Source organism: Pseudomonas sp. FSL W7-0098 (assembly GCF_005930585.1).
GTDB lineage: Bacteria > Pseudomonadota > Gammaproteobacteria > Pseudomonadales > Pseudomonadaceae > Aquipseudomonas > Aquipseudomonas bubulae.
Genome location: NZ_RXHW01000005.1, coordinates 284,192 through 309,296, shown reverse-complemented (window position 1 = coordinate 309,296; position 25,105 = coordinate 284,192). Strand labels below are relative to the sequence as shown.

Below are 25,105 nucleotides of genomic sequence, written 5' to 3'. Positions count from 1 at the left end.
CGTTTGAGCGAGTTTCGCGGGGGTCGTCAGCGAGCCCCGTCCAAGGAGATAGCATGATCGTTCGTCCTGTACGCAACAGCGATTTACCGGCCCTGATTGAGCTGGCACGCAGCACCGGCACCGGCCTGACCACCTTGCCGGCCAACGAAGAGCGCTTGCTGCATCGGGTCACCTGGGCTGAGAAAACCTTCCGTGGCGAAGCCGAGCGTGGCGATGCGGACTATCTGTTTGTGCTCGAAAACGACGATGGCAAAGTGGTGGGTATTTCCGCCATTGCCGGTGCCGTGGGCTTGCGTGAGCCCTGGTACAACTTCCGTGTGGGCCTGACGGTCAGCGCCTCTCAAGAGTTGAATATTTACCGCGAAATCCCGACCCTGTTTCTGGCCAATGACCTGACCGGCAACTCCGAGCTGTGCTCATTGTTCCTCAGTGCCGATTACCGTACCGGGCTCAATGGCCGCCTGCTGGCCAAGGCGCGGATGCTGTTTATCGCCGAGTTCCCGGAGCTGTTTGGCAGCAAGATCATTGCCGAAATGCGTGGCATGTCCGATGAAAGTGGCCGCTCGCCATTCTGGGAAAGCCTGGGCCGGCACTTTTTCAAAATGGAGTTCAGCCAGGCCGACTACCTGACCGGCGTGGGCAACAAAGCCTTTATCGCCGAGTTGATGCCCAAGTTCCCGGTGTACACCTGTTTCCTGTCCGAAGATGCCCGAGCGGTGATCGGCAAGGTGCATACCCACACCGAACCGGCCTTGAACATGCTTAAAAGCGAAGGCTTCAGTTATCAGGGCTACGTCGATATTTTTGACGCAGGCCCGGCGGTTGAGTGTGAAACCAGCAAGATCCGCGCAGTGCGCGACAGCGAAGCGCTGGTGCTGGCTATTGGCACACCGGGTGACGACGCAACGCCTTACCTGATGCACAACCGCAAACGCGAAGATTGCCGCATCACGGCCGCCCCTGCGCGGCTGGCTGCTGGCACCCTGGTGGTCGACCCGCTGACCGCCAAACGCCTGCAACTGAGCGCGGGCGACCAGGTGCGCGCCGTTGCCTTGTCCGCCCAGTCAATGGCCCCACGGGAGTCAATATAATGAGTACGTTGTATATCGCAGGTACCTGGCAGAGCGGGCAGGGCGAGGCTTTGGAGTCGCTGAACCCGGTTACCCAGCACGTGCTTTGGGCTGGCAAGGGTGCCGATGCCGGGCAAGTGGATGCCGCCGTGAAGGCTGCGCGCCAGGCTTTCCCGCAGTGGGCCAAACAGACTTTCGAGCAGCGCCTGAGCGTGCTCGAAGCGTTTGCCGCAAGCCTTAAAAACCACGCCGACGAACTGTCGCGCTGCATCGGTGAAGAAACCGGCAAACCCCTCTGGGAGTCGGCCACCGAAGTCACCAGCATGATCAATAAAGTGGCGATTTCGGTACAGAGCTACCGCGAGCGCACGGGTGAAAAAAGTGGACCGCTGGGGGATGCCACGGCCGTTTTGCGTCACAAGCCTCACGGTGTAGTGGCTGTTTTCGGTCCGTACAACTTCCCCGGTCATTTGCCCAACGGGCACATTGTTCCGGCGTTGCTGGCGGGTAACAGCGTGGTATTCAAACCGAGCGAGTTGACCCCTAAAGTCGCCGAACTGACGGTCAAGTGCTGGATCGAAGCGGGTCTGCCTGCGGGCGTGCTCAACCTGCTGCAGGGCGCACGCGACACCGGTATCGCCCTGGCGGCGCACACGGGTATCGACGGGTTGTTCTTCACCGGTTCGAGCCGCACCGGCAATGCCCTGCACCAGCAATTTGCCGGGCGCCCGGACAAAATCCTGGCTCTGGAAATGGGTGGCAACAACCCGCTGGTGGTCGATCAGGTGGAGGACCTGGACGCAGCGGTGTACACCATCATCCAGTCGGCCTTTATCTCCGCCGGGCAGCGTTGCACCTGTGCCCGCCGCTTGCTGGTGCCGCAAGGCGCATGGGGCGACAGCCTGCTGACGCGCCTGGTTGAAGTGAGTCAGAGCATCGAAGTGGGTGCTTTCGATCAGCAGCCGGCGCCATTTATGGGGTCGGTGATTTCCCTTGGCGCAGCGCGCGCCTTGATGGATGCCCAGGAAGTGTTGCTGGGGTCGGGGGCTGTGGCCTTGCTGGAAATGCACCAGCCAGACAGCAATGCCGCCTTGCTGACGCCGGGCATTATCGATGTGACAGAGGTTGGCGATCGTTCGGACGAAGAACTGTTCGGGCCATTGCTGCAAGTGATTCGCTACGCTGACTTTGATGCGGCGATTGCTGAAGCCAACAACACGGCGTTTGGTCTGGCGGCCGGGTTGCTGTCGGATTCCGAAGCGCGTTACCAGCAGTTCTGGCTCGAAAGCCGCGCCGGTATCGTCAACTGGAACAAACAATTGACCGGCGCGGCGAGCAGTGCGCCATTTGGTGGTATCGGGGCGTCGGGCAATCATCGCGCCAGTGCCTACTACGCGGCGGATTATTGCGCATACCCGGTGGCTTCCCTTGAAACGCCGACCCTGGCTTTGCCAGCAGCGCTGACCCCGGGCGTGCGGATGTCGTAACGCTTATCTCAACCCTGTGGGAGCGAGCCTGCTCGCGAAAACCTTAAAGGCTATTCGCGAGCAGGCTCGCTCCCACAGGTGCTGTATGACTTATAACCGTTTTCCGGAGCCTCGCTGATGAAGTCCTTTGAAGTCAATTTTGACGGTTTAGTGGGGCCGACCCATAACTATGGCGGTTTGTCGTTTGGCAACGTCGCTTCCCAGAGCAACAGCCAGCAGGCTTCCAACCCTAAGGAAGCTGCGCTGCAAGGCCTGGAAAAAATGAAAGCGTTGATGGACATGGGCTTTGTTCAGGGCGTGCTGGCCCCGCAAGAGCGTCCGGACGTTGCTGCCTTGCGCAGCCTGGGTTTTGCCGGGACTGATGCTCAGGTGATCGAGCGCGCCGCCAAAGAGGCCATGCCATTGCTGGTCGCCAGCTGCTCGGCCTCGAGCATGTGGGTAGCCAATGCGGCCACAGTCAGCCCCAGTGCCGACACCGCTGACGGTCGCGTGCACTTCACCGCTGCCAACCTCAATTGCAAATACCATCGCAGTATCGAGCACCCGACCACCAGTCGCGTGCTGGGCGCGATGTTTGCCGATCAGGAGCATTTTGCCCACCACGCGGCTTTGCCGGCAGTGGCGCAATTTGGCGATGAAGGTGCAGCCAACCACACGCGTTTTTGCCGCGATTATGGTGAGGCCGGTGTCGAGTTTTTTGTGTTCGGCCGCAGTGCGTTCGACAGTCGTTACCCGGCACCGCAAAAATACCCGGCGCGCCAGACCCTCGAGGCTTCGCAGGCAGTGGCTCGCCTGCATGGCCTGAGCGAGGAGGGTGTGGTGTTTGCCCAGCAAAATCCTGCGGTCATTGACCAGGGTGTGTTTCATAACGACGTGATCGCCGTGGGTAATGGTGAACTGTTGTTCCATCACCAGGATGCTTTCCTCAATACCGAGCAGATGCTGGCCGAGTTGCAGGCCAAGCTGGCGACCCGCGGCGCCAACTTCCAGTCGATCAGCGTGCCCCGTGATCAGGTGGCCGTGGAAGATGCCGTGCGCTCTTATCTGTTCAACAGCCAGCTGCTGAGCCGCGTCGATGGCTCGATGCTATTGATCGTGCCTGAAGAGTGTCGTGCCAACCCGCGCGTGTGGCAGTACCTGCAAGGGCTGACGGCCGCTGGCGGGCCGATCCGTGAGGTCAAGGTGTTCGACCTCAAGCAGAGCATGCAGAATGGCGGTGGTCCGGCGTGCCTGCGCCTGCGGGTCGCGCTCAACGAAACCGAGCTGGCGGCCGTCAACCCCGGCGTGATCATGACCCCGGCGCTGTACGACACCCTGACGGTCTGGGTGAACAAACATTATCGTGATGCTTTGCGCGAAAGTGACCTGGCTGATCCACAATTGCTGCTTGAATGCCGCACGGCATTGGATGAACTGACGCAAATCCTTAAACTGGGCGCGGTTTACCCCTTCCAGATCAATTGAAAGGCGCTGTGCCTGGGTGATAGTTGACGCCGGGCACGCACCTTCACACCCCAATGAGAGCGATGAAATGACTGATACCCTGAAGCTGATCCTTGAAGACACCGACGGTACCCAGCTGGAAACGTCCTGCACGCGCGTTGCCGTCATGTGGCAGGGCAAGGAATTGTGGATCCAGCAGGACGGCCGTGGCCAGTTGCTGATCGGTGTAGACGTTGAAGAAGGCGATGCCGAATACGCCAACCTGCTGCTGCGCCCATTGGCGACTAACCTTGTGAGCCTGCAACTGGAAATGGAACCGGCTGATCTGGGCGATGATGAAGACGGTCACGTACACGGTCCGGACTGCAACCACTGATAAGGAAGTTCTATGCTCGCTCTCGGCAAACTGCTTGAACTGACCTTGGCCGGACGTGAACCGGCCGAGAAAACTCAACTGACTGTCGACGGCGTGCGGATGCGCTGGCTGACCGAAGGCGCGCTTGAAGTGCGCCCGCCCGAGGCTCGTGACAACGGTATGGATCTGTTGTTGTCAGCCGGCATCCATGGCAATGAAACAGCGCCGATCGAGTTGCTTGATCGCCTGTTGCAGGCCATTGCACGGGGTACTATCAAACCCCGTGCGCGAATTCTGTTCCTGTTCGGCAACCCCGGCGCCATGCGTACTGGCGCACGTTTTGTCGAGGAAGACCTTAACCGGCTGTTCAACGGCCGTCACGAAAGCAGCAGTGGCCCCGAAGCCCTGCGTGCGTGCGAGCTTGAGCACCTGGCTGAAACCTTTTTCAGCCCTCCCGGGCGTACTCGTCTGCACTACGACTTGCACACGGCCATTCGAGGGTCGAAGATCGAGCAGTTTGCGTTGTATCCCTTCAAGGAGGGCCGTAGCCACTCTCGCGAAGAGCTGTCGCGCTTGCGTGCGGCCGGGATGGAAGCGGTGCTGTTGCAAAACAAGCCCTCCATTGTGTTCAGTGCCTATACCTACGATCGCTTGAGCGCCGAGGCGTTTACCCTTGAGTTGGGCAAGGCCCGGCCTTTCGGGCAGAACGGCGGAGTCAATGTCGAACGTCTGGAGCAGCGTTTGCAGCAGATGATCGAGGGTAGCGAGCCAGCACTGGCCGATGCTTCGCTCGAGGGTTTGCAGTTGTTCAGTGTGGCGCGTGAAGTCATCAAGCACAGTGATGCCTTTATCCTGCACTTGCCTGCCGATATCGAAAATTTCAGCGAGTTGCCCAAGGGCTATCTACTGGCGCAAGACGCCGGCAAAACCCGCTGGATTATTGAAGAAGAGGGTGCGCGGATCATCTTTCCCAACCCTAAAGTCAAAAATGGCCTGCGCGCCGGTATCATTATCGAACCGACAACCCTGGCCCCACAGGGTTAATCATCCGAGTAATGGATATAGGTTTTGCGCAGGGGCAGCCCCAGTTCTTCGCGTATGCCGTTTTCGCTGAACTGTGCCGGGTTCGTGGGGAGGGCAGGGGTTGCAGGGTCTTTATCGAAGTCAAAGGGCTCTGTGTTGCAAGGTAAGCCCACGGCCTGCAGTTCATCATTTTTCACCAGCGCAGCTTGCTTGGTTCCCTGATGCCCGTCGGGGCTTGCGCCTAAAAATCGTGTGCCCGTGACAAAGTTGTAGGCGTGGCATAGCTCGTGGTAGAGAGAGGTAAGCGGTATCGCGCCGGGTGTGGAAAATGCCGGGTTGTAGTACACCGTTCCTCCGAAATCAGGCAGACCTGCCATCCCGACCTGAATAAAAGACCGGCCATCACCCAGATTGGGTATGTATAGGCCGTTATTTACCTGCTTGAGTTCGGCGATGGTGATGGGTTTCTGGCTTTTACGAATACTTTTTGTCAGTTCGCGCAGTAGCTGGCTCCCGTTGCCGGAGCTCAGCAACAGTTTCAAGTCATCCTGAACCCTTACGATAAACTCTTCGCTGCCTTGAATAATCAGCCCTGATTCCGGCAGGGGGATTGGGCTGCCAATAAATGTATTGGCGACCTTTTTGTGCGGGGTGATTCTGCCTTCGGCGATATAGGTGGGCTCGCTGTCGGTGAATACTTTGTCCCTGTCTTTTATTTGATTGAGGATGTCCTGGCCCTGGCCGGTATAGATCACATTGGAGCCCGCTCCGGCTGTAATAAGGTCATCGCCGTCGCCCCCGCATAGAATGCTGTGGCCCTGGCCTCCGACGGCTACATCGTCACCTTCTCCTGCGTCGATAAAGGCCATGCCGGCCCCGCCACGAAAAAAGTCTGCCCCTTTGCCCGTGTAGGCAACGGTTGTGCCCGTGCCATTGGCGTTGACGATGTCATTGCCATCTCCAGTGTCTACGTAGCTGGCGCCCCCACGGGTCATCACCATGTCATCGCCAGTACCGGTCAGCACCGTGGACTTGCCGCTACTGGTCACGACGGTGTCATTGCCGGGGCCGGTTTCGATATGGAAGGTGTTTTTCAGGGTGTCGGCGATGTAAACCGTATCGTTGCCGTTCAAGGTATGAATTTCGATGATCTGCTTTGCACTTGCAGGCTTTATCCGATAGCGCTCATGGTTCAGGTCGATCAGCAGAGAGTCGTTGTCGCCCTTGGTGACGCAAATGGATGCCCGCGCCACCGAGGCGCGGAAGACCAGGCGGTCAATGGGGCGGGGGTACAGGACGCCTTCAGTGACGTAGCGCACGAGGGTGGCGTTATCGCCAATATGAAGAATGCTTTGTGTGGTGCTCTCTGTCACATGGGGCAGGGGGTGTGAAACCGTTGTTTCGGTTCTTTCGAGCGGGGCCTGGGCACCGCCGTCAAACTCGAAATGATGAGGGGCTGGCAGAGGGGTAGTTGTTACTGGGGGCGGGGTTGGGCACATAAGAGATGCTCCTGGGCGTCAAGTTCAAATGTCATCGGTGACCGGGCACCTGTGTCGACAATTGAAACGCCTGGATGGCTTATGTGTGCGTTACATGTTTATGGTGTGCTCCCCGGCGAGCCTGGTTTCAGGGCTGGCCGGGGAATCAGGCATTACACCGCGCGTTTTTGCTGGGTATCCATGCGCTTGATGGTGCGGATTTTCTGCAGTGTGTCTACGCACGTCCGGGCGGCTTCCTGGCCTTTGTGCACGAAGTGCTCAAAGAAAAACTTCTGATGCTCCTCACCGGCGTGGAAGTGGTGCGGCGTGAGGCTGACGGAGAACACCGGCACTTCGGTTTCCAGCTGTACTTGCATCAGGCCGCTGACGACCGTCTGGGCAACAAAGTCGTGACGGTAGATGCCGCCATCCACGACCAGTGCGGCGCCGACAATTCCGGCGTAACGACCGGTCTTGGCCAGCAGTTTGGCGTGCAGCGGGATCTCGAATGCGCCGCCGACTTCGAAGAAATCGATGTCGCTTTCCTGATAGCCCAGCACCAGCATTTCGGCCAGGAAGCCCTTGCGGCTCTGGTCGACAATCTCTTTGTGCCAGGAAGCCTGGATAAATGCGACACGTTCGTTGTGGTGAATAGCTGTAGGTTGCATGTTCAGATTCCTGTTTGTGTGAAAAACAGGGCATATGAATCGAATGGGATTAAAGGGTACGTTCAGGAGGGCAGCGCACGGCCATACGGCATCGCCACTATCCCGCCTGGTTGACGGCCCTTTGGCGCCAATCCCGTTCTCTCTTCATCCGGACTATGACCGTCGGCCCCGGGATCACACCGGGTCTGCTGACCTTGGTTTATTCCTGGCCGAAGCTCAAGAATGTGCCAAGCGCTCGCGGGCTATGCGCTTTGCGCGCAATTACCGCCGGTGGGGAGTCGCACCCCGCCCTGAGAACGTTGCCACCAGCCTTTCTGGCGGCGGACATTTTGTATCACATATTTTTCGAGTATGCATTGATGCTTTTTGCTAATAGCTATCAGTTTTTCCATTTCATTAATAAGGTAATTCCTACGTGAGCATCCGAATATTGTCGATCGCTGCAGAGTAGGCTTGTTCTGGCGGGAATCGCACGTTTAGCATTCAACACTGATCAAACCTTGCCGAGGCCAATGCCATGTCTGTTATCGATCTTCGTAGTGACACCGTGACCCAACCCACCCCAGGCATGCGTGAAGCCATGGCAAATGCGCCTATGGGCGATGATGTGTATGGCGAAGATCCTTCGGTGAACAAACTGGAATCCGAGCTGGCATTGCGCCTGGGCTTTGCCAGGGGGCTGTTTGTGCCCACCGGCACCATGAGCAACCTGCTGGCCTTGATGGCGCATTGCGAGCGCGGTGATGAATACATCGTCGGTCAGCAGGCTCACACCTATAAGTATGAAGGTGGCGGGGCGGCGGTCCTGGGGTCCATTCAGCCGCAGCCGCTGGAGGTGCAGGCCGATGGCTCGCTTGATCTGAAACAGGTGGCTGCCGCGATCAAACCGGATGACTTCCACTTTGCCCGCACCCGCCTGCTTGCGCTGGAAAACACCATGCAAGGCAAGGTGCTGCCCACCGAGTACCTGGCAGCTGCCGGCCGCCTGACCCGCGAGCACGGCCTGGCGCTGCATCTTGATGGCGCGCGGTTGTACAACGCGGCGGTCAAACTGGGCGTTGACGCCGGTGATATCACCCGCCATTTCGATTCGGTATCGGTCTGCCTGTCCAAAGGCCTGGGCGCGCCCGTGGGGTCGGTGCTGTGCGGCACCGCCGAGCTTGTCTCCCGCGCCCGGCGCCTGCGCAAGATGGTCGGGGGCGGCATGCGCCAGGCCGGTCAACTGGCGGCTGCCGGGCTGTATGCACTGGATCATCAGGTGGCGCGTCTGGCCGATGACCATGCCAATGCCCAGTTGCTGGCCGAGGGTCTGCGTGCTGCCGGTTATGAGGTTGAGCCGGTGCAGACCAATATGGTCTACGTCCAGATCGGTGAGCGTGCCGAGGCACTCAAGGCCTTTGCGGCCGGCCAGGGGATCAGGCTCAGTGCCGCGCCGCGCTTGCGAATGGTGACGCACATGGATGTCAGTCGCAGCCAGATTGAGCAGGTGATAGCGGTTTTTGCCGAGTTTTCCCTTCAATAAGCGTTCAATCCGTCCAATTGCTTGTCGCTATCGTATAAACACGCTGTACCCGGGGCGAAGGGCCGATATAATGCGGCCCTTTGCGAGTCGCACTGTCGATTGACGTGATTTACTTGCCTCTGGCCGCAGCCTCCGTGGAAGAACCTATGAAAAGCGCAGAAATCCGTGAAGCCTTCCTTCGCTTCTTCGAGGAGCAAGGTCACACCCGTGTCCCTTCCAGCTCCTTGGTCCCTAATAACGACCCGACCCTGCTGTTCACCAACGCGGGGATGAACCAGTTCAAGGACTGTTTCCTGGGTCAAGAAAAACGTGCCTACACCCGAGCGACCAGCAGCCAGAAGTGCGTGCGTGCCGGCGGCAAGAACAGCGACCTGGAAAACGTCGGTTACACCGCCCGTCACCACACCTTCTTTGAAATGCTCGGCAATTTCAGCTTTGGCGATTACTTCAAGAAAGATGCGATCAATTTCGCCTGGACCTTCCTGACCGGTGTTCTCAAGCTGCCCAAAGACAAGCTGTGGGTGACCGTCTACGCCAGCGATGACGAAGCCTACGACATCTGGACCCAGGACGTCGGCGTGCCTGCCGAGCGCATGATCCGTATCGGCGACAACAAGGGCGCGCCGTATGCATCGGACAACTTCTGGACCATGGGCGATACCGGCCCGTGCGGCCCGTGCACCGAGATTTTCTACGATCACGGCCCGGAAATCTGGGGTGGCCCGCCGGGCTCGCCAGACGAAGACGGCGACCGTTACATCGAAATCTGGAACAACGTTTTCATGCAGTTCAACCGCACCGCCGATGGCGTGTTGCATCCGTTGCCAGCGCCGTCGGTAGACACCGGCATGGGCCTGGAGCGGATCAGTGCGGTGATGCAGCACGTCAACTCCAACTACGATATCGACCTGTTCCAGAGCCTGCTGACCGCAGCGGCGGACGCGATCGGCTGCGCCAACGAAGGCCAGGCATCGCTCAAGGTGGTAGCGGACCATATCCGTTCGTGCAGCTTCCTGATCGCCGACGGTGTACTGCCATCGAACGAAGGTCGCGGCTACGTGCTGCGCCGCATCATTCGTCGCGCCTGCCGTCATGGCAACAAGCTGGGTGCTACCGGCAATTTCTTCTACAAGATCGTCGCGGCCCTGGTGGCCGAGATGGGTGCCAGCTTCCCGGAGCTGGTGCGCGAGCAGGCCAATATCGAGCGCGTGCTCAAGGCTGAAGAAGAGCAGTTCTCCAAGACCCTGGAGCAGGGTCTGAAAATCCTCGAGCTGGATCTGGCTGAGCTCAAGGGTACCGTGGTGCCTGGCGACGTAGTGTTCAAGCTCTACGACACCTATGGCTTCCCGATGGACCTGACGGCCGATATCGCCCGCGAGCGCAACCTGACCGTGGACGAAGAAGGCTTCGAACGCGAGATGGAAGCCCAGCGTGTGCGTGCCCGTTCGGCCAGCTCGTTTGGCCTGGACTACAACACCCTGGTCAAAGTCGACGTGCCGACCGAGTTTGTCGGTTACAACGCTACCCAGGCCTCGGCCAAGGTGGTTGCGCTGTATAAAGAAGGGCAGTCGGTTGCCAGCCTGAACGAAGGCGACGAGGGTGTGGTGATTCTCGACCAGACCCCGTTCTATGCCGAATCGGGCGGTCAGGTCGGCGATTGCGGTTACCTGCAGGCGGGTGCTGCCCGCTTTGACGTGCGCGACACCACCAAGACCGGTGGCGCTTTCCTGCACCACGGCGTGGTTGCTGCGGGCGGCCTGAAAGTGGGCGAAACCGTTGAAGCCCAGGTGGACGCCGATGTGCGTCACGCCACGGCGCTGAACCACTCGGCCACCCACTTGCTGCACGCCGCCTTGCGCCAGGTTCTGGGCGAGCACGTTCAGCAGAAAGGCTCTTTGGTTGACAGCCAGCGCATGCGTTTTGACTTCAGCCACTTCGAAGCGATCAAGCCTGAGCAGATCAAGGCGCTGGAAGATATTGTCAACGCCGAGATTCGCAAGAATACCCCGGTCGAGACTGAAGAAACCGACATCGAAACCGCCAAGGAAAAAGGCGCCATGGCGCTGTTTGGCGAGAAGTACGGCGACAGCGTTCGCGTGCTGAGCATGGGTGGTGATTTCTCGGTTGAGCTGTGTGGTGGTATCCACGCCAAGCGCACCGGTGATATCGGCCTGATGAAAATCATCAGCGAAGGCGGTGTAGCCTCCGGTATCCGTCGCATTGAAGCGGTGACCGGCGCAGCCGCACTGGCTTACCTCAATGCTGCCGAAGAGCAGCTCAAGGAAGCCGCCAGCCTGGTCAAGGGCTCGCGCGAGAACCTGGTCGACAAATTGTCGGCGGTACTTGAGCGCAACCGTCAGCTGGAAAAACAGCTTGAGCAGTTGCAGGCCAAGGCCGCAAGCGCAGCGGGTGATGATCTGTCATCGTCGGCAGTGGACGTAAAAGGCGTGAAAGTGTTGACCGCCCGCCTGGACGGTCAAGACGGCAAAGCGCTTCTGGCGCTGGTAGATCAGCTGAAGAACAAGCTCGGCCGTGCGGTGATCCTGCTCGGCAGTGTCCATGAAGACAAGGTTGTACTGGTTGCAGGCGTAACCAAAGACCTGACTGGCCAACTCAAAGCCGGTGATTTGATGAAGCAGGCTGCTGCGGCAGTGGGCGGGAAGGGCGGTGGTCGTCCGGACATGGCGCAAGGTGGCGGTGTTGATGCTGCAGCCCTGGACGCCGCGCTGGCTCTGACCGTGCCATTTGTCGAGCAGGGTATCTGAGGTCCAGAACGCGCCGTTGTCTAGTAACGGCGCGTCGTTTGAATGATAAATGGGCGCCCTTTATGGGCTGAGGCTGCTTTGAAATGGCTTTGATCGTACAGAAATTCGGAGGCACCTCGGTCGGCACTGTCGAGAGAATCGAGCAGGTCGCCGATAAAGTTAAGAAGTTCCGCGAAGCCGGCAATGATCTGGTGATCGTGCTATCGGCCATGAGCGGCGAAACCAATCGCCTGATCGACCTGGCCAAGCAAATCAGCGATCAGCCGTTGCCGCGTGAGCTGGATATGATTGTATCCACGGGCGAGCAGGTGACTATTGGTCTGCTGTCCATGGCGCTGAACAAGCGTGGTGTGCCGGCCGTGTCCTACACCGGCAGCCAGGTGCGCATCCTCACGGACAGCTCGCACACCAAGGCCCGTATCCTGAAAATTGACGATCAGAAGATTCGCGCTGATCTCAAGGCCGGTCGTGTGGTTGTGGTTGCCGGTTTCCAGGGCGTTGATGAGCTCGGAAATATCACCACGCTGGGCCGTGGCGGTTCCGACACCACGGGTGTGGCGCTGGCAGCGGCCCTCAAGGCTGATGAATGCCAGATCTACACCGATGTTGACGGCGTCTACACCACTGACCCGCGGGTTGTGGCCAAGGCGCAGCGTCTGGAAAAGATCACCTTCGAAGAAATGCTGGAAATGGCCAGCCTGGGTTCCAAGGTGTTGCAGATCCGCGCAGTCGAGTTCGCCGGCAAGTACAACGTTCCGCTGCGCGTTTTGCACAGCTTCAAGGAGGGTCCAGGTACCCTCATTACTATTGATGAAGAGGAATCCATGGAACAGCCGATCATTTCTGGTATCGCGTTCAATCGCGACGAAGCCAAGCTGACCATCCGTGGCGTGCCGGACACCCCGGGCGTGGCGTTCAAGATTCTGGGCCCGATCAGCGCGGCCAACATCGAAGTCGACATGATCGTGCAGAACGTTGCGCACGATAACACCACCGATTTTACCTTCACCGTACACCGCAATGACTACAATGCGGCGCAAAGCGTGCTGGAAAATACCGCTCGCGAGATCGGTGCCCGTGAAGTGGTGGGCGACACCAACATTGCCAAGGTTTCGATCGTGGGTGTGGGCATGCGCTCTCATGCAGGCGTTGCCAGCCGCATGTTTGAATCGCTGGCCAAGGAGAACATCAACATCCTGATGATCTCGACTTCCGAGATCAAAGTGTCTGTTGTGATCGAAGAAAAGTACCTGGAGCTGGCCGTGCGTTCCCTGCACACCGCTTTTGATCTGGATGCGCCAGCCCGACAGGGCGAGTAAGGCGTTGGCAGAAGGGCGCGGTTAATCCGCGCCCTTTGTTTTTTGGCAGGCATGCACGAAGCCCACCCGTTTTGTCATGTTGGTCAATACTAAGGAGCGCAGAGTGCTACTAGTCGCTAGTAGGCTCGGGCTCTTTTTTTTTGCAGACTGTTGTCCCTGAAAAGATAAGTGTGAGGAGAAACGTATGCTGATTCTGACTCGCCGTTGTGCGGAAAGCCTGATCATAGGCGATGGCGAAATTACCGTGACCGTATTGGGCGTCAAAGGCAACCAGGTGCGCATTGGCGTCAATGCTCCCAAGGAAGTGGCCGTACACCGTGAAGAGATCTACCTGCGGATCAAGAATGAAAAGGATGAAGAACCAAGTCTTTAATTTTATTTAAGTTTTTAGTTGCATGCGGGGAAAAGGCTGGTTATTATACGCCCCGTGTTGCGGAGAGGTGGCCGAGTGGCCGAAGGCGCTCCCCTGCTAAGGGAGTACATCTCAAAAGGGTGTCGGGGGTTCGAATCCCCCCTTCTCCGCCATTATTCATGTAGCACGTTGTAATCTAGGCGGTTCAGTAAGTTGTTGGAAATACTGAAAAAAAAATCTTGCCAGAGAGATTCAACGGTCTATAATGCCAAACACAACTGCACTCGTAGCTCAGCTGGATAGAGTACTCGGCTACGAACCGAGCGGTCACAGGTTCGAATCCTGTCGAGTGCACCAAACATCAAAAAGCCCGCACATTGTGCGGGCTTTTTGTTATCTGCGATTTGGCTATTGCTGTCATCCTCGCGACTTGTCTTGTGTTTATTCTGGTTCTTGTCCCTGCTCGTCAACGGCTACAAGGTTGAATTTCAGCTTTGAGTTGTGCCCTGTGCAACTCATCCTTCGTCGCACAAGCAGTGCGCAGGCGCCGTCTGGCGGTTTTTCGCAAGCTTTTGTTATCTCCAAGATTTTTGCGTCATTAATTTTCAAGCCGTGTATGATTGCGCCCGTCAGCCCCGCCGGGGCTTGTGGAATACCTCCATGGACTTACCCAGTAGTAACTCAGCATCCCGCTTTACCAATCATGAATTGACTGATTGATCCTTCCGGCGTGCCCTGCTGCTGGGAGTGGAGTTCGCCTATGACCGAAGTTGAAGTAAAGAAAACCCAAGAAAGCCTGCAAAGCCGCCTTGCTCAAGTTATTGAGCTGCTTAATCGCCAGCGTGTGGTCGAAGATCTGACTCATCGTCAGGAAGGCCATCACCATGACCGGGTCGAGAACCTGGTCCATCGGCAAAACCTTGTTGAACTCCAGCGCAAGCTGGAAGACCTGCACTCCGCAGACGTTGCCTATATCCTCGAAGCATTGCCTCTGGACGACCGCCTGACGGTCTGGCAGCTGGTCAAGGCTGATCGCGATGGCGACATCCTGCTCGAAGTATCCGACTCGGTGCGTGAAACCCTGATCGCCGACATGGACGATCACGAGCTCCTGGCAGCCGCCAAGGAGATGGACGCCGACGAACTTGCTGACCTGGCTCCCGAGCTGCCGCGAGACGTCGTCCATGAGCTGATGGAGACCCTGGATGGCCAGCAGCGTGAGCGCGTGCGCTCCGCACTGTCCTATAACGAGGACCAGGTCGGTGCCCTGATGGACTTTGAGATGGTGACCATCCGTGAGGATGTCAGCCTTGAAGTCGTGCTGCGTTACCTGCGTCGCCTCAAGGAGTTGCCGGGCCATACCGACAAACTGTTCGTGGTCGATTACGACGGTGCGCTCAAAGGCGTGCTGCCGATCAAGCGTCTGCTGGTCAACGACCCTGAAAAACAAGTGTCTGAGGTCATGGCCAACGACCCGGTGAGTTTTCACCCGGACGAAGATGCCTACGATGCTGCTCAGGCATTTGAGCGTTATGACTTGATTTCGGCCCCCGTAGTCGACAAGAACGGCAAGCTGATCGGCCGTCTGACCATCGATGAAATGGTCGACCTGATCCGTGAAGAGAGTGAAAACGAAGTTCTCAACATGGCCGGTCTGCGAGAAGAAGAAGACATCTTCGCCTCGGTGTGGAAGTCCCTGCGTAACCGTTGGGCCTGGCTGGCAGTCAACCTGGTCACGGCATTTATTGCTTCGCGGGTGATTGGCCTGTTCGAAGGCTCGATTGAAAAGCTGGTGGCTCTGGCAGCACTGATGCCCATCGTGGCCGGTATTGGCGGTAACTCCGGCAACCAGACCATTACCATGATCGTGCGCGCTATGGCCCTGGATCAGGTCAACACCGGCAGCACTTCGCGGTTGATGCGCAAGGAGCTCGCCGTGGGCCTGATCAATGGTCTGGTGTGGGGTGGGGTGATTGGTGTTGTGGCCTACCTGCTGTATGGCAGCTGGTCGCTCGGCGTGGTGATGACCGCAGCCATGACCCTCAACCTGCTGCTGGCAGCACTGATGGGGGTATTGATACCCATGACGCTGGCCCGGCTGGGGCGTGATCCGGCCATGGGCGCAAGCGTGATGATCACCGCCATGACCGACAGTGGCGGGTTCTTCATCTTTCTGGGGCTGGCAACTATCTTCCTGCTTTGATCATTCTGTACAGGGCGCGAACAGCGCCCATAAAAAAAGCCAGCATTTGCTGGCTTTTTTTATGCCTGGGTTAAATCAGGATTCTTCAGAGGCTGCTTCAGCATCGTGAGCAATCAGTGATACCAGGGCGTTTTGCTGGCGGTGTGACAACTGGCGGAAGCGTTGCAGCAGCTCACGCTCATGCAGGGAAAGCTCGGGGCTGTCGAGGCGCATGCTGAGCTCATCACCCAGAACGCCTTCCTGGATAAGGCTTTGCTCGAGACGAGCAATGATTTCAGAGTTCATGCTGCGGTGATGGTTGCGAGCCACTTCGGCGATGCGCTCGCGCATTCCGTCTGGCAGGCGAACGACGAACTTGTCAGCCGTGCGGCTGGAGTAAATTGCCTGTTTCAATGGGCGCATTTTAGTTAACCGGTTAGTTCAGGGGAGCGGTTCTCGGGAATTGGCCGCAGGATGTGTTTAAGACCGTCCTTATAGCCAAATGTTCAACCTGAATTGCTAAGAGGCGCGCATCATGCCTCAAATCTGCCACTTCCCTGGCGTCAATTCTGTGACAAATATTGAACCGGATAAAGGCGTTATGCCAGTAGGTCTTGTTAAAAATATACACTCGAATGGGTGGCTTAGCGATTAACCCAGCAAATTAATGGGTTTTCCCCCTTGCCTATGGGCAGTTTCAGCGCAATTGCGGGTCAAACTTGAACCTGCGACCAAGCATCAGCGCCACCAGCCAGCAAGCGAAAAATACCGCGGCGGCGATCAAGGGCAGATTGCCAAATTCGTTACTGGTGAATACATCCAGGGCAAGGCTCGACAGTGCCAGCATTAACAGAGCCAAAGCGATTTTGGACATGATTTCTTACCCATCTCTCAATGTGCTTTCAAAAGACCCAGCGTTCACCCGCAGGTGCCTGGTCGGCGACGGGCTGGTTGGCAGCCAGACGAGGTGTCACGCGGCTGGTCTCTTTCATCACCGCAACCTGTGGCCGCGGTTTGTTGAAGGTAGCCGTCATTTCAACAGGCTGCTCAGCCGAAACGGGCTCGGGCAGAAAATGAAAAACCAGCAATACGGCCAGCGCGAGGGTGTTTAACAGTAGTAGCGTGCTGTTCATGGCGGTCATCTCTGAGAGCATGGACGGGATACTGTTAATAGAGCAGTCTTCGTGCCAACTGTAACAAGGCTAAAAAACCTTATAAAACAGCGAGTTGAGCCGTATATTCAAGAGTGTTTAATTGCATTTTGCAATGATGGCTTTTTGATGTAGTGCAAATTGCACGATGGTCGCCTGAGCCTTGCTTGTGCTGTGCAGTCGATCGCAACCTCGTACCGCTCATCGGAGGCAAAAAAATCTATTTAGGCCGCTGTCTTACAGTTAAAAAGACCACTCACGACATGACAAACCCAGGCATGCCCGTTACCATGCACGCCGTTATTTGTCTCAGTAGCTCAATTGGATAGAGCATCCCCCTCCTAAGGGGAAGGTTGCAGGTTCTTATCCGACATTGATTTTACTGCACATTGGAATGTCGCCGATTCTGGGGCATGCAGCGTAGAAGCACCGAATTTCACTGCACATTGAGACAGCTTCTTTAAGCTACTGATTTTGCGTAGAATGTAGGTGTAGAGAAGTAGTAAATGTGATGTCCTCTTAGTTCAACGGATAGAACGAGCCCCTCCTAAGGGCTAGGTGCAGGTTCGATTCCTGCAGGGGACATATCCTCGCTTCAGTAGCTAGCTGTTTTTTATGGTTTTTCTTAGACAAGAGCCATCCCCTCCGACGGCTTGGTCAAGCCGGCCCGTGATTTATTTTTTGCGTAATGACACGATTCGCGGTCTAGCCGAATTGCCTAAAGCCTCTCCTTAACTCGCCTCTCGTCAGATCCCTGGTTCCTGAAAATGAGCATTTGCTCGACTCCATGGATACAGTTGATTGACATGCTCGCGTTAGAGGTTGCCTCAAGATTCGTTAAGCCAGTGAGCCAACCCATGCCGGGCGCGTATGACCGGTAGAGGCTAGTTGTAGGTGATCGAAAATGCGACGCTCCTTCACGCCTATCGATTGACCTGCTGCTCCTGGCTCAAAATCCGTTTCCAGTGACGATTGACAACGCTAGGGGAGAAACCCAATTCCTGAGCGATCTGCGCTTGTGTCATACCTTCCGCCTTGAGCTTCCTGACGGCCTCGAGGTTTTCAATTTTCTGAGGTTTTCCACGCGTACGCTGAATCAGCGCTCCATCCGCGAATTGCTCTGCTACCAATCCCAAAATTGATCCGATATTGATGATGCGCCCCTGGCCACCTTGCCGCATCGAAGGTAACACTGCATTGGTCATGCGTATGACGCCGAATAGATTGACATCGAACAAGGCCTGCACTTGTGGGATCGAGAACTCTTCAGCGCCGCCTAGCAGACCGATGCCAGCGTTATTGACCAACAGATCAATCCGCCCGGTCTGCGCGAGTACGGTAGAGATGAGAGCACTGACAGACTCGTCATCTGTTACGTCGCAGGTGAGCATGGCCATCCGAACACTCCGGAGATGTTTTGAAGCGCTCGGATTCCAGGCGCTTTAGCCAAAGGCAAAAGCCGTTGCGCTCCCAATACAAAATCTTCACTCGGTTTCGAGGCTTGTTGAGGAACACAAAAAGCACCGGGTCGAACACAGCGACCTTGATATCCAGCTCGACTAGGGCGGCTAGGCCGTCGATGGATTTTCGGAAGTCGACGGGCTTGGGGTAGAGATAGACTTTTTCGACTTTTGCGTCGGGACGCATCATGAGGTGCTGGCTCCGGAAAGGAATCGGGAGCACAGCATCGGGGTTCAGGTGGTGACTTTGAATGTGGGGGTTATGGAGCGCTTACAATCCTAAAGCCTTCAGCTCTCTCACCGAAGCACACCGAATCGGTAATCTTGGTATTACCAGGCCTACCCGGAGCCTTCTTTTTCAGTCCTTTGCTCACAAACCGACTTCGAAGCTCCCCCGCGCCTTATGCCCAGAAATCGTTTGGCTCGGTCGTGCCCGGTTCAATAAGTCTTTAATGCGATCGCCGTCCTGCATGCAATGCGGATCGCGGGCTCAGAGAAGAGGTCTAGTGGAGAGGAAGCGTGCCTGAGAGGTGATTCATCAGAGCGGTAATTTCGGCTTTTACCGTTAATCAGGAGCCTTGGCGAGATACCGTTGTACCGTTGACTTAGAAACGTCCAATTCTCGAGCTATCTCTGAATTAGATAGTCCTTTTTGCTTCAGCTGTGGAGCAAGTTTTAGTCTTTCACCTGCAGCGAGGTTGGAAGGTCGTCCATGTTGGAGTGGCTTACCGCCGCTGGAGATGAGCTCGAACACTCCAGTCTCTTTTAGCGTCTCTATCTTCTGCGAGATCCGCTCCAATGCCACATCTGTCGCCTCCTCAGAGAGTAAAGAGGTTGTTAGGAGCATTAGAACAGTGGGCTCAGTGTCTAGCATTTTTGAAATTTTCATAAACATTTCGATCGATACGTTCCCTTTGCCGCGCTCCACGCGGCTCAGGTAAGAGCGATCAATTAAAGGCAGATCGTCCTGGGACATTCCTGAGTTCTGTCTCAAGGCCCTGACAACGGCGGCAAATGCTTGGCTGAGAGACATTTATGATCCTCTACAAAACAGAGGATATAGCCATATTGCGTCGACCCGTAACACGTCATATAATCCTCAATCAGGGTCGATTGATTTCTTCATTCATGTGAAGGGAATGCCCGAGGTAGTGTCGCATCCGTGAGCTTTCCTAAAGGTGATGCTCTTAAACATATGACATGTATTGACGGGAATGAAGCATGGAGTTCGAAAAAATCCAAGCAGCCGGCGAGCTCCTCTCCACCACTGGAGAGCCACGCTATGGATCTCGAGAAAGCCAAGAAGCGTTGATTCGCATTGCGCAAACCCGCTTCCCCAACAAAGGCTTTTGCATCGTCCAGCAGTGGACGATCGTACGCGCGATAGCTAGCGATGCGGATCTCACCAAAATCCACGTTCATGGACATCTGCCGCTCTTTGTTTTCGCCGAAAAAGTCATCCTAGACAGCCGAGGACGCTTCGATTACGGAAATTGGGTGCGCAGCACCATGGGCATTTCATTCCAAGATGGCTTTCTCTTTGAAACCAAAAACACTGTGTACGTTTTGATGGGAGACGGCGACGAAAAGTCAGCCAGTCTCGCCGCGATACTGTCTCTTTATCAATGATGTCAGCTGCAACTGCGGTCTGTAGATCCACGGGAATGTGAAATGTTTAGAAGTCATGAAGCCTTTGCCGAGGGCACCCCTAATATCTTTGGGGATGGGTATTCAAACTGGCGGATATTTGAACGCCACTTGGCTCATCCTTGGTATCACGTCGTTCTTGAAGAGTGCTTGGATGGCAAGGTGTGGCCACGCACCATGATGATTAGTGACATCGATATGCTCGAAGAAATACTTTCCCAACAAACCAGCGAGTTTGTCGTTACGGAAATTCAGGTCGTCACGCCCGGGTGGATGAACAAATCCGGTAAATGGATCATGGAGGGGCTTTCTGGGTTACTGGTCGGATATGACTCAACAGGAAGTCGGGTTTGCCTTCACAACATTGAAGACGAAAAGGCATATAACGATGCGCCAGGTCGTCTTATTGATGCTCACTCTCTCAAAGGGCTTCGAGTTATTTTTTAATCCTAGGATGTAAACGCAGCCTCTCCTTGCAAAGCGAGCCAGGCTCGGAGGCCGGCCGCCGCAGCGGTATCCAAAGTACAACTAAATCGAAACTGGTCGTCTGATATGAAAATTCAGATTTACTCTGATCTGCACCTCGAGTTCGCTCGGTTCGATCCCGCCCCAATCGACGCGGAAGTAGTGATTCTCGCAGGCGATATTGATATCAAATCGCGTGGAGTCTCATGGGCGAACGACACATTCCAGTGCCCTGTTATCTATGTGTGTGGCAATCATGAGTACTACGGTGGGCACATAGGTCGCACACTGCTAAAAATGAAAGACGCTGCATTGCCCCATGTGCATGTACTCGAAAACGAGATGCTCATTCTCGATGGCACACGCTTTTTGGTCACAACTGCCTGGACGGATTATTCGGCTACGGGTGATGTGGTTGCGGCAAAGCGCCTTGCTTGGGATTCGATGAACGATTTCCTGGCAATTCGAGCCGACTTGGATTACAGACGCCTGCGTCCAGATGACCTAGTCGCGAAATCAATGAGGGCTCACCGATGGTTAACCCAAGAACTTAATAGACCTTTCGACGGCAAAACAGTGGTGGTCACACACCATGCACCAGTGTTGGATCATCTGGGTGACGATCACCCCGGACATCTGGCTGCAGCCTATGCGAACGATTGGTCAGAGTTACTTAGTAAGGCTGACCTTTGGATACATGGGCACGCGCATTTTGCAGCAGACTTCTTAAAGAATGGGTGCCGAGTGGTTTCCAATCCGCGCGGTTATCCGGGTCAAAGCACAGGCTTCAATCCTGAGTGCTTGGTGGTGGTTTGAAGGTGAATAGATCTCGTCAGTGTCCTCCATGAGCTCGGAGTTGATAGATCAAAACTAGCGGGTGTGAGTTTGCTAGAACGGTTGATATTTAGTGTGAATCTAAGGTTTTTGAATGGTCACTTTGAATGAAATCTCGCAGTTACTTTACGGAACCGGAGATGAATCGCCTGGCTGGCAGGGCTCTGAAGAATTGATCTCTTTGGCAGCAAAGATGTTTCCAGGCAAAGCATTCTGTGTGGTGAAACAGTGGGTCTTAATCGACCTCACCGTGACGCCGGTTGAAAGAGAAAAGCTTACAAGTCTCGGTCTACTTCCCATGACGCTTTTCGCTCATGAAGTCGTACTGGACAGTAAAGGTCGTTTTCAATCTGGCATGTGGGTACGCAGTAACTTCGGAAAATCCTTTACTGAAGGCTGCATGTTTGAAACGAAGAGTACCGTCTACCTCCTCTGTGGGGTAGGCCTTAGAAAAGAGGCCAGTGTGGGTGCCGCTTTTTCTATGAAAGCCGGTTAAGTAATGGCCGCCGCAAATACAGTTGTGAATCGCGCCGGGTTCAGTAGACACATCCAGGCCTCAAAGAGGTTGATCTCAATACTTCGCTTGTGACAGGAAACGAATAAATTAAAGTTGCGAACCTAGACTCCTCAGTGCGGGCCTTTGTGATCGCTCTTCATGAGTCTTATAACTAAACGATTTAAGGTTAACTCCAGAGTTTGGTGTATTGTTAAAAGATTAACTACGTAGAGACTAAACATGTCAAAACTCGCAGAATTCCGCCAGCTCGAAAAACACCTTGCTAAACAACTCGAGGCTCTTGAAGCCCTGAAAGGCGATGTTGGCCTAAAAAAGGAGATAGAGTTCGAGACGAAGCTGCGCGCTCTGCTTGCTGAATACGGTTACAGCCTGTCTAACGTAATCAACTTGTTTGATCTTCAGGCTGGCCGCAGCGCTCCAGTGGTCGAGTCCAAAGCCGGTATTCGTAAGCCTCGTCAGGTTAAGGTCTACAGAAACCCGCATACCGGCGAGCTAATCGAAACTAAAGGTGGGAATCACAAAGGTCTGAAGGAATGGAAAGCAGAATACGGCTCGGACACCGTTGAGTCCTGGCTGAGCAACTGATCGTGGTTTGAGTAATAATGGCCTTTTGAGGGCCATTTTTTATTGCGCTTCCACATCTCAGATTTTTGTTGGGTCACTTTTCACATCGTCAGTTGATGACTGTATCGTCCCAACCGCGATTGCAGCCATAAGCATCACCAGCTCCGTTCCAAATGTCCATTTCAAAGAGACTCGCTGGTTATCGCCGTAGCCGATATCTCGCAGCCCGCATAGCAAATAGGTTGATGCAACCAAAAGACTAAGCAGGTGAACGAGTTGGCCAATGAGTGACGCAATCGCCATTTCATTTGGGCCTATCCCGTAGTGAGCTGCTGTCTCTGCAAGGATTGGCAACACGCCAAAATAAAATGCATCGGTTTACTCCAAATCCTTCAAGGCCCAACTCATTCAAGAGTGTGCCCAGCTCGGCGCTTCGATTGCCAGCGTCGCGCTGAACCACTACCTCAACGCGAACCTCGTCCATAAGTGGATTCGGCTGCAATCGCAGAAAAGTGCCGTCCTGCAACCTGCCTTTATCCCCGTGGCATTACCGTCATCGGCGTAGCGACCAGATATACCCCATGCAATGATTTGCCTCGAAATCCCACTACAGACTAAGTCCTAACTCAGGTGGTTACCCAGTATTTTAGGCACGTATACCGCACCGACGATGATCACCAAATTGATGGAATGATCTATCCAAGCTCCAAGATAGGTGATAAGGCGATCGTCATTTTTACTGATTCGTCGGGCTGCATCGACGCTGGGGAAGAATCAATCGAACGTACCCTTTTACGGCTCGACAAAGTATTCGATGTCGACTTGGCAGAGTACGCTGCGGTAGACGAAGATGATGAGATTTTCTGATTTTATCGATGTTGGGAGCGGGCCAAAAGGTAACTCCAGTTCCTGCATTTGGCTCAGAAATAAGCCCTAGAGAAAATGAATGCCAGCGGAAGCCTGTAGCGCGGGTCTAAAGAGAAGCGTGCTACGTTAGACCTTCTTCGGGTTCGAAGAATCGCTCCATACGGTATGTTTGCAAGAAGAGACTTATAGCGGAAGCCCCCCAACGGCGGCTCCTGTCTATTTCTTTCGTAGTATTAACGCGTGTTGAATGAAGTGCCTAATTTGATGAAAAGCGCGATATACCCTCTGGCAGTGAGGTAGTGCTCGCGGGAGCCGTCTTTCGGAACACTCACTGAATCGATATGTTCTTCATTCTCGTCCAGCCGAGTTCTGTTGATGAAATACTGTTCTGGCAAATCTGACCTAGTGGTTGTTTCGGCTCGAACTATGTTTTTGGCTGGCTACCCCCTGCGCACCAAGCTGAATTTCCCAACTCTGATGTCGATGAAGTGCTCGCAGATGTCCAACTGGCAGCACCGATGGGATTTGATACGAGGAGCAGGGCATCCACCAGTTTTTTAGTCTAAGGTTGATATTCGATATATTCGTCGGTCAGTGCGTCGGTCAATCTTAGGATGGTGTAGTTCCTGTAATCTAAAAAGTCCGGTAAGTGGTTCTGTCTGACATGATTTGCGAACTTATTTAGAGTTGCGCAAAGTTTGTGTGAGGCATTACGTATGTTTTCCTCCCATTTCCGTAGTTCTTCGTTGTGGAAACTTGCATTTGGGTTTGGCCAGGTTTTTTTCCAAGAGGCATCCCAAACTCTTTCCCCATTTTGCTCTGTGCTTATATTTGAGTAAAACAGGTTAACGAAAGAGTTAATATCTTCCATCAACTCCCCGATTAAATCCATTTCATTCTTGTCGAAGTTTATGGAGAATAGTGATGATCTTATATTTGATAGAAGGTCAAGGTCTGTAACGTTTATGGCGAAAAATGAAACTTGCTGGTCAATCAATTTCCAGCGGTCGATTGTAAGCTGAGACGAAATAATATCAGCGGCGATTTTTATGGCTGATTTACTGGCCCTGCTGATAGAGTGTTTGGCAATCAACCGGCCCTGCTTTTCTAGTGGTAAAGTATAGAAGATTTCTTGAAGGTTTATTGCGGTAAATATTTTAGTATTAATTTTCCTATCGATTCCAAGTTTTATTATTCGCTCTATTAATTTACTGTCGGCGCCTTTGAATTTTTCGTTGATTACAAATATATATTCGTTAAGGTGGGTTCTGTAGTGCCAGTTTTTGGCTAGCTTGTCAAAGTCATCAGCAAGTTTTGATATGGCAATTTTGGTGCTTGCGCTATTTACAGATTCTGGAGCATAAACTTGATAAAAAGTACCTGTTTTCTGCACGAATCCGTCATTTCCGCCATCCATTTTTTGTCGGACGGGGCAGAACCCATTCACACCATATGTCATAAGCTCATTAAAAAATCTTTGAAACGAAAGTCCATCAAGTCTGTGGAATATAAGTTCTAGCTCGGTATCGTAGTCCATTGTGCTTTCATTCGGGTCGTAATATTGAAATGCTATTACTAAATCTTTAATTGGATAGTGTCAAGATGGTCTGCAGAGGCAGACTGCCGGGGAGGCTCGTCTAACCCCCACCTTCCTTCTCCTAGGTGCTACGATGCAGCTCTCTATTCCAAGCTTCGGAAAGCTCGTCTATTCGATTCGCGATTTTTTGGGGGGGGGCGATAGGACAAGGCAGCGGGTGTTGCCGACAAACTTCTCGATCAGGTATACGGCGTCACCGACAGTTCCTGCAGCGCCTCATCGGAAATTCGAATGTCGCCGTCGCCGTCCCATTCTTCGATTATGATTTTCATAGGTGGCTTTCTCACGTGTGGTCTCCATCGCTTTGGAGTCGGCAATGGTAACGTGCTTTTGCGTACA

General features: G+C 54.7%; 23 protein-coding genes, 3 tRNA genes, 4 pseudogenes and 1 riboswitch. Of the genes and pseudogenes, 19 read left to right on the top strand and 11 right to left on the bottom strand.

The window, feature by feature from the left end; genetic code table 11:
* Window positions 1–53 precede the first annotated feature (53 nt).
* The 5 genes from astA (at window position 54) to astE (ending at window position 5,399) form a co-directional block, all read left to right on the top strand.
* The gene (gene astA, locus FHL07_RS11780; protein WP_138738509.1) at window positions 54–1,091 is read left to right on the top strand and encodes an arginine N-succinyltransferase; all 1,038 of its coding nucleotides are present in this window, start codon (window positions 54–56) and stop codon (window positions 1,089–1,091) included.
* A complete protein-coding gene (gene astD / locus FHL07_RS11775; RefSeq protein WP_176465210.1) occupies window positions 1,088–2,557 on the top strand; it encodes a succinylglutamate-semialdehyde dehydrogenase in 1,470 nt (489 codons plus the stop codon). Before astA ends, astD begins: the two co-directional genes overlap by 4 nt.
* Before the next feature lie 117 nt (window positions 2,558–2,674).
* Window positions 2,675–4,021, top strand: a complete 1,347-nt coding sequence (astB, locus tag FHL07_RS11770) for an N-succinylarginine dihydrolase (RefSeq protein ID WP_138738508.1) — start codon at window positions 2,675–2,677, stop codon at window positions 4,019–4,021.
* Between the two features lie 67 nt (window positions 4,022–4,088).
* On the top strand, window positions 4,089–4,376 hold the full coding sequence (locus tag FHL07_RS11765; RefSeq protein ID WP_003440880.1) for a hypothetical protein: 288 nt from the start codon (window positions 4,089–4,091) through the stop codon (window positions 4,374–4,376).
* Between the two features lie 12 nt (window positions 4,377–4,388).
* Complete coding sequence (gene astE / locus FHL07_RS11760; protein WP_095025557.1) at window positions 4,389–5,399, top strand: succinylglutamate desuccinylase; 1,011 nt, start codon at window positions 4,389–4,391, stop codon at window positions 5,397–5,399.
* On the opposite strand, the gene FHL07_RS11755 is transcribed toward astE, so the two are convergent.
* Window positions 5,396–6,697 carry a M91 family zinc metallopeptidase gene (locus FHL07_RS11755; protein ID WP_238705533.1) on the bottom strand — a complete coding sequence of 434 codons (1,302 nt, stop codon included), beginning with the start codon at window positions 6,695–6,697 and terminating at the stop codon, window positions 5,396–5,398. The genes astE and FHL07_RS11755 overlap by 4 nt on opposite strands.
* A 332-nt stretch (window positions 6,698–7,029) precedes the next feature.
* The gene (locus FHL07_RS11750; protein WP_095003366.1) at window positions 7,030–7,524 is read right to left on the bottom strand and encodes a 6,7-dimethyl-8-ribityllumazine synthase; all 495 of its coding nucleotides are present in this window, start codon (window positions 7,522–7,524) and stop codon (window positions 7,030–7,032) included.
* A gap of 131 nt (window positions 7,525–7,655) precedes the next feature.
* Window positions 7,656–7,826, bottom strand: a riboswitch (FMN riboswitch).
* A 215-nt stretch (window positions 7,827–8,041) separates the two neighbouring features.
* Between FHL07_RS11750 and ltaE the strand changes: the two genes are divergently transcribed.
* From ltaE to mgtE, 7 genes are all read left to right on the top strand, one after another.
* Complete coding sequence (gene ltaE / locus FHL07_RS11745) at window positions 8,042–9,046, top strand: low-specificity L-threonine aldolase (RefSeq protein WP_095003367.1); 1,005 nt, start codon at window positions 8,042–8,044, stop codon at window positions 9,044–9,046.
* Window positions 9,047–9,192: 146 nt separating this feature from the next.
* Window positions 9,193–11,811, top strand: a complete 2,619-nt coding sequence (gene alaS / locus FHL07_RS11740; protein ID WP_095019219.1) for an alanine--tRNA ligase — start codon at window positions 9,193–9,195, stop codon at window positions 11,809–11,811.
* 83 nt (window positions 11,812–11,894) lie between these two features.
* Window positions 11,895–13,130, top strand: a complete 1,236-nt coding sequence (locus FHL07_RS11735; RefSeq protein WP_095003369.1) for an aspartate kinase — start codon at window positions 11,895–11,897, stop codon at window positions 13,128–13,130.
* Window positions 13,131–13,314: 184 nt separating this feature from the next.
* Complete coding sequence (gene csrA, locus FHL07_RS11730; protein ID WP_095003370.1) at window positions 13,315–13,503, top strand: carbon storage regulator CsrA; 189 nt, start codon at window positions 13,315–13,317, stop codon at window positions 13,501–13,503.
* A gap of 61 nt (window positions 13,504–13,564) precedes the next feature.
* Window positions 13,565–13,655 (top strand) — tRNA-Ser (locus FHL07_RS11725).
* Between the two features lie 107 nt (window positions 13,656–13,762).
* Window positions 13,763–13,839 (top strand) — tRNA-Arg (locus FHL07_RS11720).
* A gap of 403 nt (window positions 13,840–14,242) precedes the next feature.
* Entirely contained in the window at window positions 14,243–15,685 is a 1,443-nt protein-coding gene (gene mgtE, locus FHL07_RS11715; protein WP_016782141.1) for a magnesium transporter, read from the top strand.
* A gap of 75 nt (window positions 15,686–15,760) precedes the next feature.
* Here mgtE and FHL07_RS11710 read toward each other — a convergent pair whose 3' ends face one another.
* The 3 genes from FHL07_RS11710 to FHL07_RS11705 all read right to left on the bottom strand — a co-directional run bounded on the left by FHL07_RS11710 (window position 15,761) and on the right by FHL07_RS11705 (window position 16,797).
* Entirely contained in the window at window positions 15,761–16,087 is a 327-nt protein-coding gene (locus tag FHL07_RS11710; RefSeq protein WP_016782142.1) for an Arc family DNA-binding protein, read from the bottom strand.
* A 274-nt stretch (window positions 16,088–16,361) separates the two neighbouring features.
* Window positions 16,362–16,538, bottom strand: coding sequence for a PA3371 family protein (locus FHL07_RS23655; RefSeq protein ID WP_165446519.1), 177 nt, complete (start codon window positions 16,536–16,538; stop codon window positions 16,362–16,364).
* A gap of 28 nt (window positions 16,539–16,566) precedes the next feature.
* Window positions 16,567–16,797: a hypothetical protein gene (locus FHL07_RS11705; RefSeq protein ID WP_095019285.1), complete on the bottom strand. Its 231-nt coding sequence runs from the start codon at window positions 16,795–16,797 to the stop codon at window positions 16,567–16,569.
* A 531-nt stretch (window positions 16,798–17,328) separates the two neighbouring features.
* Here FHL07_RS11705 and FHL07_RS11700 point away from each other — a divergent pair.
* Window positions 17,329–17,400: transfer RNA gene (locus FHL07_RS11700), tRNA-Arg, on the top strand.
* Window positions 17,401–17,924: 524 nt separating this feature from the next.
* Here FHL07_RS11700 and FHL07_RS23855 read toward each other — a convergent pair.
* From FHL07_RS23855 to FHL07_RS11685, 3 genes and pseudogenes are all read right to left on the bottom strand, one after another.
* Window positions 17,925–18,221: pseudogene (locus tag FHL07_RS23855) on the bottom strand (SDR family NAD(P)-dependent oxidoreductase); the annotation flags it as partial.
* Window positions 18,181–18,462: an IS66 family insertion sequence element accessory protein TnpB gene (gene tnpB / locus FHL07_RS11690; RefSeq protein WP_138738561.1), complete on the bottom strand. Its 282-nt coding sequence runs from the start codon at window positions 18,460–18,462 to the stop codon at window positions 18,181–18,183. The pseudogene FHL07_RS23855 and the gene tnpB, both read right to left, overlap by 41 nt.
* A gap of 378 nt (window positions 18,463–18,840) precedes the next feature.
* Window positions 18,841–19,308 (bottom strand): helix-turn-helix domain-containing protein, encoded by a 468-nt coding sequence (locus FHL07_RS11685; protein ID WP_138738507.1) that lies wholly within the window; start codon window positions 19,306–19,308, stop codon window positions 18,841–18,843.
* A 188-nt stretch (window positions 19,309–19,496) separates the two neighbouring features.
* On the opposite strand from FHL07_RS11685, the gene FHL07_RS11680 reads away from it, so the two are divergent.
* From FHL07_RS11680 to FHL07_RS11660, 5 genes are all read left to right on the top strand, one after another.
* The gene (locus tag FHL07_RS11680; RefSeq protein WP_138738506.1) at window positions 19,497–19,904 is read left to right on the top strand and encodes a DUF6957 family protein; all 408 of its coding nucleotides are present in this window, start codon (window positions 19,497–19,499) and stop codon (window positions 19,902–19,904) included.
* A gap of 42 nt (window positions 19,905–19,946) precedes the next feature.
* The gene (locus FHL07_RS11675) at window positions 19,947–20,369 is read left to right on the top strand and encodes a hypothetical protein (RefSeq protein ID WP_046809902.1); all 423 of its coding nucleotides are present in this window, start codon (window positions 19,947–19,949) and stop codon (window positions 20,367–20,369) included.
* 105 nt (window positions 20,370–20,474) lie between these two features.
* Window positions 20,475–21,203, top strand: a complete 729-nt coding sequence (locus tag FHL07_RS11670) for a metallophosphoesterase (RefSeq protein WP_138738505.1) — start codon at window positions 20,475–20,477, stop codon at window positions 21,201–21,203.
* Between the two features lie 112 nt (window positions 21,204–21,315).
* Window positions 21,316–21,717 (top strand): DUF6957 family protein, encoded by a 402-nt coding sequence (locus FHL07_RS11665; RefSeq protein WP_138738504.1) that lies wholly within the window; start codon window positions 21,316–21,318, stop codon window positions 21,715–21,717.
* Between the two features lie 240 nt (window positions 21,718–21,957).
* Window positions 21,958–22,323 (top strand): histone-like nucleoid-structuring protein, MvaT/MvaU family, encoded by a 366-nt coding sequence (locus tag FHL07_RS11660; protein WP_138738503.1) that lies wholly within the window; start codon window positions 21,958–21,960, stop codon window positions 22,321–22,323.
* A 57-nt stretch (window positions 22,324–22,380) separates the two neighbouring features.
* On the opposite strand, the pseudogene FHL07_RS23850 reads toward FHL07_RS11660, so the two are convergent.
* Window positions 22,381–22,677: pseudogene (locus FHL07_RS23850) on the bottom strand (hypothetical protein); the annotation flags it as partial.
* Between the two features lie 16 nt (window positions 22,678–22,693).
* On the opposite strand from FHL07_RS23850, the pseudogene FHL07_RS11650 reads away from it, so the two are divergent.
* Window positions 22,694–22,867, top strand: a pseudogene (locus FHL07_RS11650) (transposase); the annotation flags it as partial.
* An 864-nt stretch (window positions 22,868–23,731) separates the two neighbouring features.
* On the opposite strand, the gene FHL07_RS11645 reads toward FHL07_RS11650, so the two are convergent.
* Together FHL07_RS11645 and FHL07_RS11640 are read right to left on the bottom strand one after the other, a co-directional pair.
* Complete coding sequence (locus FHL07_RS11645) at window positions 23,732–24,706, bottom strand: hypothetical protein (protein WP_138738502.1); 975 nt, start codon at window positions 24,704–24,706, stop codon at window positions 23,732–23,734.
* A gap of 121 nt (window positions 24,707–24,827) precedes the next feature.
* Window positions 24,828–25,053, bottom strand: a pseudogene (locus FHL07_RS11640) (AbrB/MazE/SpoVT family DNA-binding domain-containing protein).
* Between the last annotated feature and the right edge of the window lie 52 nt (window positions 25,054–25,105).